This is a genomic window from Caenispirillum salinarum AK4 (assembly GCF_000315795.1).
In the GTDB taxonomy this organism is placed as follows: Bacteria; Pseudomonadota; Alphaproteobacteria; order Rhodospirillales; family Rhodospirillaceae; genus Caenispirillum; species Caenispirillum salinarum.
Genome location: NZ_ANHY01000005.1, coordinates 90,614 through 104,162 on the forward strand (window position 1 = coordinate 90,614; position 13,549 = coordinate 104,162).

At 68.7% G+C, this 13,549-nt stretch carries 12 protein-coding genes; 6 read left to right on the forward strand and 6 right to left on the reverse strand.

Going from position 1 to position 13,549, the window contains the following annotated elements:
* Window positions 1–139 precede the first annotated feature (139 nt).
* Together C882_RS05660 and C882_RS05665 are read left to right on the forward strand one after the other, a co-directional pair.
* Window positions 140–892 carry a LuxR family transcriptional regulator gene (locus tag C882_RS05660; protein ID WP_009539607.1) on the forward strand — a complete coding sequence of 251 codons (753 nt, stop codon included), beginning with the start codon at window positions 140–142 and terminating at the stop codon, window positions 890–892.
* A gap of 129 nt (window positions 893–1,021) precedes the next feature.
* Window positions 1,022–1,807, forward strand: coding sequence for an autoinducer binding domain-containing protein (locus tag C882_RS05665; RefSeq protein ID WP_009539608.1), 786 nt, complete (start codon window positions 1,022–1,024; stop codon window positions 1,805–1,807).
* Window positions 1,808–1,849: 42 nt separating this feature from the next.
* Here C882_RS05665 and C882_RS05670 read toward each other — a convergent pair whose 3' ends face one another.
* From C882_RS05670 to C882_RS25655, 6 genes are all read right to left on the reverse strand, one after another.
* Window positions 1,850–3,421 carry a TRAP transporter large permease gene (locus C882_RS05670; protein ID WP_009539609.1) on the reverse strand — a complete coding sequence of 524 codons (1,572 nt, stop codon included), beginning with the start codon at window positions 3,419–3,421 and terminating at the stop codon, window positions 1,850–1,852.
* On the reverse strand, window positions 3,414–4,175 hold the full coding sequence (locus C882_RS05675) for a TRAP transporter small permease subunit (RefSeq protein WP_043643833.1): 762 nt from the start codon (window positions 4,173–4,175) through the stop codon (window positions 3,414–3,416). Before C882_RS05675 ends, C882_RS05670 begins: the two co-directional genes overlap by 8 nt.
* 72 nt (window positions 4,176–4,247) lie before the next feature.
* Window positions 4,248–5,411 carry a TRAP transporter substrate-binding protein DctP gene (gene dctP, locus C882_RS05680; RefSeq protein WP_009539610.1) on the reverse strand — a complete coding sequence of 388 codons (1,164 nt, stop codon included), beginning with the start codon at window positions 5,409–5,411 and terminating at the stop codon, window positions 4,248–4,250.
* Window positions 5,412–5,819: 408 nt separating this feature from the next.
* Window positions 5,820–9,755, reverse strand: coding sequence for a bifunctional proline dehydrogenase/L-glutamate gamma-semialdehyde dehydrogenase PutA (gene putA, locus C882_RS05685; RefSeq protein WP_009539612.1), 3,936 nt, complete (start codon window positions 9,753–9,755; stop codon window positions 5,820–5,822).
* Window positions 9,756–9,887: 132 nt separating this feature from the next.
* Complete coding sequence (gene putP, locus C882_RS05690; RefSeq protein ID WP_009539613.1) at window positions 9,888–11,357, reverse strand: sodium/proline symporter PutP; 1,470 nt, start codon at window positions 11,355–11,357, stop codon at window positions 9,888–9,890.
* A complete protein-coding gene (locus C882_RS25655; RefSeq protein WP_009539614.1) occupies window positions 11,354–11,479 on the reverse strand; it encodes a hypothetical protein in 126 nt (41 codons plus the stop codon). The genes putP and C882_RS25655 overlap by 4 nt, the downstream gene beginning before the upstream one ends.
* 223 nt (window positions 11,480–11,702) lie before the next feature.
* On the opposite strand from C882_RS25655, the gene C882_RS05695 reads away from it, so the two are divergent.
* The 4 genes from C882_RS05695 to C882_RS05710 all read left to right on the forward strand — a co-directional run bounded on the left by C882_RS05695 (window position 11,703) and on the right by C882_RS05710 (window position 13,544).
* Window positions 11,703–12,179: an Lrp/AsnC ligand binding domain-containing protein gene (locus tag C882_RS05695; RefSeq protein WP_043643834.1), complete on the forward strand. Its 477-nt coding sequence runs from the start codon at window positions 11,703–11,705 to the stop codon at window positions 12,177–12,179.
* A gap of 66 nt (window positions 12,180–12,245) precedes the next feature.
* A complete protein-coding gene (locus C882_RS05700; RefSeq protein WP_009539616.1) occupies window positions 12,246–12,506 on the forward strand; it encodes a hypothetical protein in 261 nt (86 codons plus the stop codon).
* A 22-nt stretch (window positions 12,507–12,528) separates the two neighbouring features.
* A complete protein-coding gene (locus tag C882_RS05705) occupies window positions 12,529–12,996 on the forward strand; it encodes an EF-hand domain-containing protein (RefSeq protein WP_009539617.1) in 468 nt (155 codons plus the stop codon).
* 92 nt (window positions 12,997–13,088) lie between these two features.
* Window positions 13,089–13,544 (forward strand): (2Fe-2S)-binding protein, encoded by a 456-nt coding sequence (locus C882_RS05710; protein ID WP_009539618.1) that lies wholly within the window; start codon window positions 13,089–13,091, stop codon window positions 13,542–13,544.
* Window positions 13,545–13,549 lie beyond the last annotated feature (5 nt).

Sequence of the window (13,549 nt, forward strand, 5' to 3'; positions counted from 1 at the left end):
ATGGCGGCCGATGTGGGCTTTGCCGCGCACGAACCGCCGGTTGCCAGGAAGGCGGATCACGCGACACCTCGACAGTACCTCCTCTTTCGGATACTCCATATCCCCCGGATCGAGGATAGGACTCGAGGAGCACTCCACCATGGAATCCCTTGACGTCGGGTCGCCGTCTCTTGCCGCCGCCCCCATCCGGTGGGCCGACCGGGTGCTCTCGGCGCCGGACCTGCCGGCGCTGCACGGCACCTTGCGCGAGCTGACGGCCGAGATCGGCCTGCGGCTGCCGTCCTATGCCCTGGTCATGCTGCCCGAGCGGCGCCTTGTGGAGGAAGCGGCGCTGATCACCTATCCCGCGGAATGGTCCCAGCACTACCTGCAGCAGGGCTACTTCCTGGACGACCCCACCGTCGTCACCGGGCTGCGGTCGTGCCAGAGCTTTGCGTGGCGCGACATCCCGCCACCCGGCTCGCCGCGTGCCCGGCGGATCATGGCGGAAGCCGCCGACTGGGGCATCATCGACGGCCTGACCGTACCCCTGCGGGGCGGGTCCCTGGCCGCGCTGAGCGTCGCCCTGCCCGACTCCGCCACGCCGCGCGGGCGGGCCGAGATCCTGCGGGCGGCGATGGCGCCGTTCACCATTCTCTCGCTGCTGGTGCACGAGCGCGGCCGGGTGCTCTACCGCCGCGACATCGGCGCGGGGATGCTGACCCCGCGCGAGCGCGAATGCGTGCGCTGGCTGGCGGCCGGCAAGACCGGGATCGAGATTGCCGGCATCCTCCACATCAGCGACCTGACCGTCACCCAGCACCTGAAGTCCGCCATGCGGAAGCTGCAGTGCGCCACCCGCGCGCAACTGGCCGTGCGCGCCGTCGCGCTGGGACTGGCGGAACCGGGCTGAGGCTGGCGGCAATCGGCCCAACATACAATCTCTGGTTTTCCGTTCCGTAAAGTTGTATCCTTTTTTGGCCGGCTCATGGGGACCGGCGGGGTGTCCGGCATCGCCGGACGGGGGGACGAGAGGACCGCGATGTCGCGCAGCGAACGCGACGGCCGCGTGGACGCCTTCACGCTTCCTTCGGGATGGGTGACCCGCGTCGCCGCCGCAGAGGACATGGAAAGCCTGAGCACCGTCGCCCGCGACCTGGCCGCGCGCATCGGCTTTGGCGGCGTGACCTACAGCTTTCACAACATGACGAGCGCCTGGTCGCCCGAACGGGCGGACCCGCTGGCCTTCTTCACCTATTACCCCGAGCCCTGGATCGCCCGCTACACGGGCAGCGACTACGGCCGCATTGATCCTGTGGTGCGCGCCGCCGGGCAGGGACGCGCCTTTCGCTGGAACGACATCGCCGACGAGTCGCTCAGCGCCGCCCAGCGGGCGATGATGGCGGACGCTCGGACCTACGGCATTCACGACGGCTTCTGCGTGCCCGCCCGCGCCGCCGGCACGCTGGGTCTGTTCAACGCCCTTGCCGACGGCAGCGAGGACGACCGCCGCGCCGCGCTCACCCACGGCACCGAGTCGCTGACGGCGCTGGGCCTTGTGGTGCACGAACGCGCCCGCCACCTGATGCTGCGCGCCGGCGGTGCGGTACTCTCGGACCTCGACCCCGAGGCCTTGCGGGCGCTGGAGCTGTTGGCCGCCGGCGCCGACACGCCCGAGGCCGCCGCAATGCTCAACATGTCGGAACAGGCGGTGGACCGGCTGCTGGAGGACCTGATGCGGCACCTCAAGCTGCCGCGTCCGTCGGGGCTGCGGGCGCGGGCGCTGATGCTCGGCCTGTCGGGCCTGGGCCGGCAGCGGCCCATGTGACCGCCGCCGGCTGATCCCCGTCCGCAGCGGGACCGTCCCGCGTCAGTTCCCGTACACCAGCCTGGGCAGCCAGAGCGCGATTCCCGGGAACAGGATGATCACGGCCAGACCCACCACCTGCAGCGCCAGGAAGGCCAGCGAGGCCTTGAAGATGCTGGACGTCGGAATTTCCCTCGGCGCCACGCCGCGCAGGTAGAACAGCGCATAGCCGAAGGGCGGCGACAGGAAGCTCATCTGCATGTTCACCAGATAGATGACCCCGAACCACAGCATGACGTCCTCGGGCGCCACGCCGGGAAGGCCCATCACGCCGCCGAAGGTCAGCGCCTGGATGATGGGGATGAAGATCGGCACCGCCAGCAGCAGGATTCCCACCCAATCCAGGAACATGCCCAGGAACACCAGGATGATGTTCATCAGGATCAGAACGCCGTAGGGGTCGAGCCCCATGCCCATGATCAGGTCGGTGACGAAATCCTGGCCCCCGCGCAGGATGTAGAAGCCCACGAACACCGTGGCGCCGAAGATGATCCACAGCACCATGGCGGTGGCCTTCATGGTGCCGATGGTGGCGTCGCGCAGGCTCAGCCACGTCAGGCGCCCGTGCAGGGCGGCGACCACCATGGCGCCGAAGCTGCCGATGGCGGCGGCCTCGACAGGTGTGGCGGCGCCCGAGAAGATCACGCCCAGCACCAGCACCACCAGGATGATCGGCGCCAGCATCCGCCGCAGCAGGCGCAGCTTCTCGCCGAAGCTGGCGCGTTCCTCCACCGGCAGCGCCGGGCCCTTCTTCGGGTCGATGGCGCAGCGGATGGCGACGTAGGCGATATACATGCCCGACAGCAACAGGCCCGGCAGGACGGAGCCGACGTACAGTTCCCCCACCGACTGCTGGGCGACCACGGCGTAGATGATCGCCAGGATCGACGGCGGGATCAGGATGCCGAGCGTGCCGCCCGCCATGATGGAGCCCATGGCGATCTTGGGATCGTATTTCCGCTTGAGCATGGCCGGCAGGGCGATGATGCCCATGGTCACCACGGCCGCGCCGATGACGCCCACCATGGCCGCCAGCACGGTCGAGGCGATGATGGTCGCCGCCGCCAGTCCGCCGTGAAAGCCGCCCATCCACTTGTAGACCACATCGAACATCTCGTCGATCAGGCCCGCCTTCTCCAGCATGGACGCCATGAAGATGAACAGCGGAATGGCCGAAAGCTGATAGTTGGTCATCAGCGGAAAGATGCGCGTCGGGATGATGTTCAGCATGGCCTCGTCACCGACCAGGACCATGAACACCGCGCCCAGGCTGCCCGTCACGAAGGCCAGCGGCAGCCCGAACGCCAGCAGCACCAGCAGCGACCCGAACATCAGCACCGACAGCGTGCCGATCTCCACATCCGCCAGCACGCCGACCAGCGAGAACAGGAACACCTCGTCAGTCCACGGGTCGTAGAGGGCGATGTTGATCGCCTCCACCAGCACCAGCAGCCCCAGCGCGACGGTGGCGATGCCCGTCAGCCAGCCCAGCGGCAGGCGCGGCTTGCCGGCGCCGGAGCCGGTGGCGGCGCCGGGCCGCTGGGCCCCGCCGCCGTGAGTGCGGGTCTCAGACATGGCGCCCCTCCTCTTCCAGCGCATCGACGCGGCGCATGACCAGGATGTCCTTGACCAGCCGCCCCAGCCCCTGCAGCAGCAGGAAGACGGCGCCCAGGAAGATGGTCCCCTTCACCGGCCAGTAGGCGACCTGCCATTCGGTGAAGGACCGCTCGTTGGCGTATCCGGTGCCGAAGGGCAGGAAATCGGCGGAAACCGAATTCGTGAAGAAGGTCCAGCCGGTCCACAGAAGCGCCAGCGTGAAGACCAGGAAGAAGACGGACGTGAAGATGTCCAGCGCCGCCTTCCCGCGTGGCCCGGCCTTGGAATAGAACAGGTCCACCCGCACGTGCGCATCGTGCAGGTAGGCATAGGCGCCGGCGATCAGGTACTGCATCCCGAACATCAGGAACATGGACTCGTGCGCCCAGTTCGTCGGGCTGTCGAAGAAGTACCGCACCGCCACCTCGTAGAAGTAGGTGACCACGGCGATGACGGTCCAATAGGCGACGAAAACGCCGGTGAAGCCCGAAATGCGGTCGATCAGGCGCGTGAAGCCGTTTTCGGCCTTCAGGTCCTCGTAGCTGAGCGCCCGGTCGTGGAAGATGCGCTCCTCCAGTTCCTCGGACGTCAGCGGCCCCTCGTCGGCCTCGGGCAGGGCCTCGCGCCGCCTGGCGTCGCGGCGGACGAACAGCATCATGACCAGGGGAAACAGCAGCAGCCCGCCCCAGTACAGCCAATGGGGCATGACGAAGGTGATCTGCACATCGAACATGGACGATCCCTCACGATGGCGGCCAGGGGCCCGGCCCATGCGCGCCGGGCCCCGTTTCTCGCGAAAGAGCCGTCAGAGGTTGAGGCTGTAGTCCTTGACGTCGTCGGGGGTCAGGTAGGCCACAGCCGGGCTCATCATCACGTCCAGGTGCAGCTTGAACATGCGTGCGGCGTCGGGGTCCTTGTTCGCCCACTTGTACCACAGCGGCATGGCGACCTGGCGGAAGCGCGCTGCGTCGTCCTCGCTCAGGTGGATGATCTCGGTCCCCGCGTCCCGGAACTTGCCCCAGGCCGCCTTGTTGGCCTCCTGGATGCGGGTGTAGTGGTCGTAGGAATAGGCGTGGACCAGTTCCTCGAACAGCGTCTTCATGCGGTCGTCGAGCTGGTTCCACGGCCGCAGGCCGACAGAGATGTCCATCAGGTCGACCGGCTGGTGCAGGCACGGCGTCGACGGCGGCCCCATGATGATGTAGTCGGTCACCTGCTGGAACCCGAGGTCGTAGTTCACCGCCGGGCCGGTGTAGTCGGCGGCGTCGATGGTGCCCTTTTCCAGCGCCGGATAGACGTCGGAGCCCGGCAGCAGCGTGGTGCGCGCGCCCAGCGCCGAGAAGGTCTCGGCCACGATGCCGCCCGGCATGCGCAGCTTCACGCCCTCGAAATCGTCCAGCGAGCGGATGGGCGTCTTGGAGTGGATCAGGTTCATGTCGTGGTGGACGTGGCCCACGAAGTACAGGCCGTTCTTCTCGTACAGCTCCCGCACCAGGTCCTTGCCGCCGTAGGAGCCGTACAGCATGTCCCACTGGTGGGGATGGTTGAGGCCCATGGGGAAGCTGGAAAAGAACACGCCCGCCGGCATGCGTCCGGCCCAGTAGACGGTGAACAGGTTCATGCCGTCCAGCACACCGTTGCGCACGGCGTCCACCAGTTCGAAGTCGCCCGAGACGGCACCGGCCGGGAACGGCTGGATCTGAAGCTCGCCGCCGGTGGTCTCGCCGACCTTTTTCGTCCACTCCTCGAAGATCTTGTAGCCCGTGGTGCCCGGCGCCCACGAGGACTGCATCTTCCAGCGCATGCCCTGCGCCTTCGCCGTCCTGATGTTGAAGCCCAGGCCCGTGGCCGCGGCGGCGACGCCGGCGGCGGTTCCGGTGGCGGCGGTCTTCAGGAAGTCGCGGCGCCCCCGGGATTGGGCGGCAGGGACGGCGGCGCGGGTCTCTCGGGTCTGCTTGCTGTCTACCATGTCGGATGATCCTCCCGTGTCGGCGGTCCTTCTGAGGCGGGCCGCCTTGTCTTTGGTTGGTCTTATCGGTCCTGACAGCGTCTTTCCCGCCCCTTGCCGCGCCCTGGCGGCAAAGGGTCCATCACCCCTTCAACATGTTTGAAATCTCAAAACGCCGCCGCCAAGCCCCCCTCGCCCCCTGAGCGAGCCGCTACGCCGGAAGAACCACCGGCCGCAGCGGCCTCGTCCTCGGTCACGTTCGGCGGGCATCAATGTCGTGTACGGCAGTTTCGGCGGCGCCCTGAGGCGGGCCCACCTTGCAAGAAAGGGCGGCGATGCCGACGCCGCCCTCGGCTGTTCGCACCCGGAAGCGCCGGGGCCGGAGAGCGCGTCCCGCGCCCCCGGCCCCGGCCCCGGCTCGCCGCGTGATCACGCCGCGCGCGGCTCGTCCTCGTTGAGCGTCAGCAGGGAAGCGTTGCCGCCCGCCGCCGTCATGTCGATGGTGAGCGTGCGCTCCGCCGTGAAGCGGTCCAGGTAGTGCGGGCCGAAGGGCTCGGCGATCAAGGGCACGATGGGGCCCTTGCGGCCGGCCAGCGTCACCGCCAGAGAACGCTGGGTGTCCTCCGGGCCGGCCCAGGCGAGACCTTCCAGCCGCTCGTCGCGCGCGGCGTCCTCCAGCCTCGCGGCATCGACCAGGGCCAGCACCGCCTCGAGCACACCGGCGGTGCGCAGGGTCTGCACCAGACGGGCGGACGCCGTGGCCAGGCCGGTGTCCGGCAGCACCACCGCCGCGCAGCCCGAGGCGACGCAGGCGCCAAGCTGCGCCGCCACATCGGCGAAGGATGCCCCCGCGCCGCTGGCACAGCCCAACACGCCGCGGCCGTGAAGCTGCAGCTCGTTGTGCTCGCCCGTCGGGCCGGGCAGCTTGTGGGCCTTGACGAACTCCTTGCGGGCCTGGGTGGCCAGCGCCTTCAGGATGTCCGCCGCCGCGACCACCTCGCCGGCCGTTTCGGCCAGCGGGCGGCCGGTGTCTCGGGCCAGCAGCCCCGCCAGGACGGGCGCCTCGCGCTGCAGCGCCGCCGCCGCCGTTTCCAGGCTGGCCGCGCGGCCGGCACCGCCCGCCCTGTCCCACTTGGGTACGGCGGCATGGGCGGCATCCAGCGCCTTGCCCAGGTCCACCCCCGGCGCGCCGGAGGCCACCGGCAGGTCGCCGGGACGCAGCTTGGCCGCCTCGCGCTCGACCTCGCGGCGGGCATCGGCCCTGGGGTCGCTCTCGCCGACCACCACCGGCTTGGCGAAGCGGGCGACGTAGTGCGGGCCGCCGGCCTTGGGTCCGGTGCCCGACAGGCCCTCGCCGCCGAACGGCTGCACGCCGACCACCGCGCCCACCATGTTGCGGTTGACGTAGGTGTTGCCGATCTTCGACGCCGCCTGGATGGCCCGCGCCTTGCGGTCGATGCGGGTGTGGATGCCCATGGTCAGGCCGTAGCGCGTGGCCCGCACGCCGGCGATGATCTTGTCGAGGTCTTTGGCCTTGTAGCGGATGACGTGCATTACCGGGCCGAACACCTCGCGCTCCAGAACGTCGATGCTGTCGATCTCGTAGGCGCGCGGGGCGAAGAAGGTGCCGTCGTTGCAGGTTTCCGGCACCGGCACCTGGTGGATCAGCTTCGCCTTGCTCGCCATGCGGTCGGCGTGAGCCTGGAGGCCGGAGCGAGCCTCCTCGTCGATCACCGGGCCGACGTCGGTATCCAGGTATGCCGGGTCGCCGACGGACAGTTCGTCCATGGCGCCCTTCAGCATGTCGATGACGGTGTCCGCCACGTCCTCCTGCACGTACATCACGCGGAGCGCCGAACAGCGCTGACCCGCCGAGCCGAAGGCGGAGATGACGGCATCGCGGATCACCTGCTCCGGCAGGGCGGAGCTGTCGACGAACATGGCGTTCTGCCCGCCCGTCTCGGCGATCAGCGGCGCGGCGCCGCCGGCGCGCTCCGCCAGGGCCTTGGAGATGATGTGCGCCACCTCCACCGATCCGGTGAACGCCACGCCGTCGACGCGCGGGTCCGCGATGAGGGTCGCGCCCACGGTCTCGCCCCGGCCGGGCAGCAGGGCCAGCACGTCGCCGGGGACGCCGGCCTCGTGGAACAGCTTGACGCAGGCGGTTGCGATCAGGCTGGTCTGTTCCGCCGGCTTGGCGAGGACGGCGTTGCCGGCGGCCAGCGCGGCGGTAACCTGGCCGGTGAAGATCGCCAGCGGGAAGTTCCACGGGCTGATGCACACGAAGGTGCCGCGCCCGCGCATTTCCACCCGCGCGGCCTTGCCGTCGGCGGACGGCATGTCCACCGGCACATTGATGTGCTCCTGGCAGCGGCGGGCGTAGTAGCGCAGGAAGTCCACCGCCTCGCGCACTTCCGCCACGCCGTCAGTCAGCGTCTTGCCGGCCTCGCGCGAGCACACGGCCATCAGGTCCGGCATCCGCTCTTCCATCAGGTCGGCGACCTTCTCGAAGATGGCGGCGCGGTCGGCGGTGGGCGTCTTGTCCCATCGCGGTTGCGCCTCGCGGGCCTTGGACAGGGCGTCCTGCACGTCGTCGGAGGTCGCCTCTGTCACATGGCCCACCACGCGCTTGCGGTCGGACGGGTCGGTGACGGGCTGGCCGTTGCCGGTGCGCATCTCCCCGCCGATGATGGGCCCGCCCTCCCAGCTGCCGCAGCCGGCCTTGGCCATGCGCGCCGCCACCGGCAGAAGCTTGGTGACGTCCGACAGGTCCAGACCGGCCGAGTTCTTGCGACCCTCGGGGTACAGGTCGCGCGGCATGGGGATGTGCGGATGGCGCTTGCCGTCCCGAATGGCCGCCAGCCGCTCCACCGGGTCGGCGATGATGGCGTCGATGGGCGTCTGGTCGTCCACCAGCCGGTTGACGAAGCTGGAATTCGCCCCGTTCTCCAGCAGGCGGCGCACCAGATAGCTCAAAAGTTCCGCATGGCCGCCGACGGGGGCATAGATGCGGCAGGGCTTGTCGCGCTTGTTGTGGCCGACGATCTCGTCATACAGCTCCTCGCCCATGCCGTGCAGGCGCTGGAACTCGTAGGGCTTGTCGCCGCCGATCTCCAGGATGGTCGCGACCGTATGGGCGTTGTGCGTGGCGAACTGCGGGAAGAACTTGTCGGTGTTGTCCAGCAGGAATCTGGAGCAGACGATGTAGCTGACGTCCGACGTCACCTTGCGCGTCCAGACCGGGTAGTCCTCCAGGCCCAGTTCCTGGCTGCGCTTGATCTCGGTATCCCAGTACGCGCCCTTGACCAGCCGCACGTTCATCTTGCGGCCGACGCGGCCGATCATCTGCGCCAGCACCTCCAGCGTCGCCAGCCCGCGCTTCTGGTAGGCCTGCACCGCCAGGCCGAAGCCTTCCCAGCCGTCCAGCGACGGGTCGGAATAGACCTTCTCGATCAGTTCCAGCGACAGTTCCAGGCGCTCGGATTCCTCGGCATCGACGCAGAACCCGATGTCGTAGCTCTTGGCCTGCCGGGCGAGCTTGAGCAGCCGCTCCGACAGGATGTCGAGCATGGCGGTGCGGTGGCCGGGCTCGTAGCGCGGATGCAGCGCCGACAGCTTGACCGAGATGCCGTTGCCCTGGATCGGCCCCTTGCCCTTGGCCGCCTTGCCGATGGAGTCGATGGCGCGGGTGTAGCTGTCGAAGTACTTGGCCGCGTCGGCCTCCGTGCGGGCGGCTTCGCCCAGCATGTCGAAGGAATAGCGGTAGCCCTTCTTCTCCTGCTCCTGGCCGCGCTCCTGCGCCTCGTCGATGGTGCGGCCCAGCACGAACTGCCGGCCCATCACCCGCATGGCCTGACGCAGGGCCTGGCGGATCACCGGCTCGCCCAGGCGCGAGACCATGCGCTGGAGCGTGCCGCGCGGCGCGTCGTCCGGCAGGTCGGCGGGGCCCAGCACGCGGCCGGTCATCATCAGCCCCATGGTGGAGGCGTTGACGAAGATGGACTTCGACGAGCCCAGGTACTTTTCCCAGTCCGTGCCGCCCAGCTTGTCGTGGATCAGCTTGTCGGCGGTGTCCGGGTCGGGCACGCGCAGCAGCGCTTCCGCCAGGCACATGAGCACCAGGCCTTCCTCCGTCGACAGGTCGTAGGTGTTCATGAAGGCGTCGATGCCCGAGCGCAGCGACCGGTTGGCGCGCACGGCCTCCACCAGGGACCGGGCGGTGGCGCCGATGCGCTCGCGGGCGTCCTCGGGCAGGCGGGCCTTGCCAAGAAGCTCGGCCACCAGGGCGTCCTCGTCGGCGCGGTAATTGGCCTGCAGGTGCTCGCGCCAGGCCGGGGCGGGGGGCGCATCGTCACGGAAGATCATGGGTCACCAACTCCGAAGCAGCGGGGCCCGGCGCGGGCGTTCGGGCCGGGCGCGCGTTCCGTTTCGTCTTCTACAGGTGGGGGCGCGGGGCGGCGGTTGGAACCGGCCGCCGCCCCGCCCTGCCCCCGCACCTTACTTGGCGCGGTCGAACTCGCTGCGGACGTGGGCGAATTCCTCGCGCACCTCGGGCGAGGCCTCCTTGCCCAGCAGGCTCACCATGATGGCCGTGGCGCCGCACAGGATGAAGGCCGGCAGGATCTCGTAGACGTCGAACAGGCCGCCCGACAGCTCGCCCCAGATCACCACCGTCAGCGCCCCGACGATGATGCCCAGCAGCGCACCGTTGCGCGACAGGCGCTCCCACGTCAGCGACAGGATCACGATGGGCCCGAAGGCGCCGCCGAAGCCGGCCCAGGCGTAGGACACCAGGTCCAGCACGGACCGCTCGGGGTCGGACGCCATCCAGATGGCGATCAGCGCGATCACGGCGACCGAGATGCGGCCGATCCACACCAGTTCCTTCTCGCTGGCGTCGCGGCGGAACAGCTGCTTGTAGAAGTCCTCCGTGATCGCCGACGACGACACCAGAAGCTGGCTGTCGATGGTGGACATGACGGCGGCCAGGATGGCGGCCAGCAGGATGCCCGAGATCACCGGGTGGAACAGCACGTCGGTCAGCAGGATGAACACCTGCTCGGCATCGCCCAGTTCACCGCGCGACAGGTAGGCTACGCCGACGAAGCCGGTGAAGATGGCGCCGAACAGCGACACCACCATCCAGCCCATGCCGATGAACCGCGCCTTGGGCACGTCGGCGGCCGACCGCAGGGCCATGAAGCGGGCCAGGATGTGCGGCTGGCCGAAATAGCCGAGCCCCCAGGCCATCAGCGACACGATGCCCAGCAGCGTCATTTCGTGGAAGGCGTCCAGGTAGCCGGGATCGAAAGCCGCGACCTCGGACACGGTGGCGTTCCAGCCGCCCACCTCCATGATCGTCACGATGGGCACGGCGCACAGGGCCAGGAACATCAGGATGCCCTGCACGAAGTCCGTCCACGACACGGCCAGGAAGCCGCCCAGGAAGGTGTACGAGATGATGACGGCCGCACCGACCCACAGCGCCGAGGTGTAGCTCATGTCGAAGCTGGCCTCGAACAGCTTGGCACCCGCCACCATGCCCGAGCTGGTGTAGAAGGTGAAGAACAGCAGGATCACGATGGCCGAAATGACGCGCAGCAGGCGCGACCGGTCGCGGAAGCGGTTTTCCAGGAAGTCGGGCAGCGTCAGGCTGTCGGCGGCGACCTCGGTGTAGATGCGCAGCCGCCCGGCGACGTACCACCAGTTCAGGAAGGCGCCGAAGGTCAGGCCGATGGCGATCCAGATCTGGTTCATGCCGGCGGCGAAGACTGCGCCCGGCAGGCCCAGCAGCAGCCAGCCGCTCATGTCCGAGGCCCCGGCCGACAGGGCCGCGACGCCGGGACCCAGGCGCCGGCCGCCGAGAATGTAGTCCGACAGGTTGGACGTCAGACGGTAGGCCGCGACGCCGATGGCCAGCATGGCCACCAGATAGACGATGAAGGTGATGGCGGTGGTGCCGGTCATCGGGCCCCCTCCTTGCCGGAGGCGCCGGAATGGCGCAGCCACGACACCAGGGAAACGATCACCACGAGCGGCATGGGCACGAACAGCCACAGCCACGTCGCGGTCGTCAGTCCGGATTCCATGGGGCTTCCCTCTATACGCTGGTTGAACCGCAGTGCCGCGCCGTGCCGGCGGCATGCCGTCGCGCCCTCTCCCAAGCGTCCGGGGCATGCCTGCCATGCGTCGCGGCATTGGCTTCACGGTAACAGAACGGCAACAGCCGATTTTGCTTATGTACGGCCCCTTCACGGTGGTTCATGCTACGGGCTGGCCGCAAATTGGTGGATTCAACTGAAAGACCCTGCCTTGCGTAGAGATATCGACAAGACCGACCGCAAGATCCTTCGCGAACTGCAAGCGGACGGTCGTCTTACCAACGCTGAACTATCGCGAAGGGTGAATCTTTCGCCCACGCCCTGCCTGGAACGGGTGCGCCGGCTGGAGCGCGAGGGCTTCATCCGCGGCTACCGGGCGGAGCTGGACCCGGACCTGCTGGGCTATGGCGTCATCTGCTTCATCGAGGTGGCGCTGGACCGCACGACGCCGGACGTCTTCGACACCTTCCGCGACCGCATCCTGGCCATGCCGGAGGTCATGGAGTGCCACATGATCACCGGCGGGCTCGACTACCTCATCAAGGTGCGGCTGGCCGACATGGCCGACTACCGCCGCTTCCTGGGCGACGGGCTGGTCAGCCTGCCGGGCGTGAAAGCCACGCACACGTATGTCGTGATGGAGGAAGTGAAGGCCGCCAACCTGATCCCGGTCGACGAACCGGCGTGAACCGGCGTGGCGGCTCGCCTGTTGGATGGGCAAGGATTACGGGTGTTCGACCACAGGGAGTCCGCCATGCACCGCCGCCTTCTGCCTGCCGCCGCCGTCCTGTCCGCCGCCGCCGTGCTCGCCGCCTGCGAAACCGGCAATGCGCCGCTGGAGGACGGCGAGATCAGCGCCGGCAACGTCGATGTCAACGCCGAGGCCTACGAGACGCCGGGCGTCGACAACGGCGGCCTGCCCCCCAGCTTCGACCCCGGACAGGCGACGCCCGAGGACGAGACCGAGATGACCGACCCGGTGCTCGGTCCCTACGACGAGACCCTGTTCGACTGATCCATCCCGGAGGCTCCTGACCATGCGCACAGCCATCGCCGCCGCCGCCCTCAGCGCCCTGTTCGCCGCGCCGGCCCTGGCCCAGAGCGCCGACCCCGACGCCCCCGACGTCATGGAAGGCGCGCGCGCTCCCGCCGCCACCCTGCCCATGGACGAAACCTGCCTTATCAACAGCGAGTTCGACCTGGAGGACATCTTCCTCGGGCCGCAGGATTTCGTGGACGTCATGGGCGCCCTGTTCATGGCCTGGGACGAGAACGGCGACGAGACCCTGACGCCGCTGGAATACAACGCCTGCACGGGCAAGCTGGACATGCCGGCCACCTTCGTCGCCTTCGACCACGACGCCAGCGGGGCCATCACGCGCGAGGAATGGGTCAGCCGCGAGAACTTCAACGCCATGGACCTGAACAACGACGACCGGCTGTCCAAGGGCGAATTCCTGTTCGACGACGCCCTGACGGGGGAAGGCCTCGACGAGCCGGAGTAGGCCCCGCCCTCCAAAGCTTCTGGAACCGCCGAGGGGGCTGAAGCCGTTGATGCGCGGGAGACGCGCAACACCGGCAGGAGGCCCCCTTTCCCATGGCCATCACCTTCACCCTGAACGGCGCCGAGAAGACGGTCGACGTCGACCCCGCCATGCCCTTGCTCTGGGTCGTCCGCGACGTCGAGGGGCTGACCGGCTCCAAGTTCGGCTGCGGCATCGCCCAGTGCGGCGCCTGCACCATGCACATCGACGGCGCGGCGCAGCGCACCTGCGTCCTGCCGATCTCGGCCGTCGCGGGCAAGTCCGTGACCACCATCGAGGGGCTCGGCCAGGGCGACGCCCTGCACCGCGTCCAGCAGGCCTGGATCGAGGAGGACGTGCCCCAGTGTGGCTACTGCCAGTCGGGCATGATCATGGCCGCCGCCGCCCTGGTGGATGCTTCCGACGGCGTGCCCAGCGACGAGGACATCGCGGAAAAGATGGACAACATCTGCCGCTGCGGCACCTACACCCGCGTGCGCGCGGCCATCAAGCGCGCCGCCCAGGCGTGATCGGA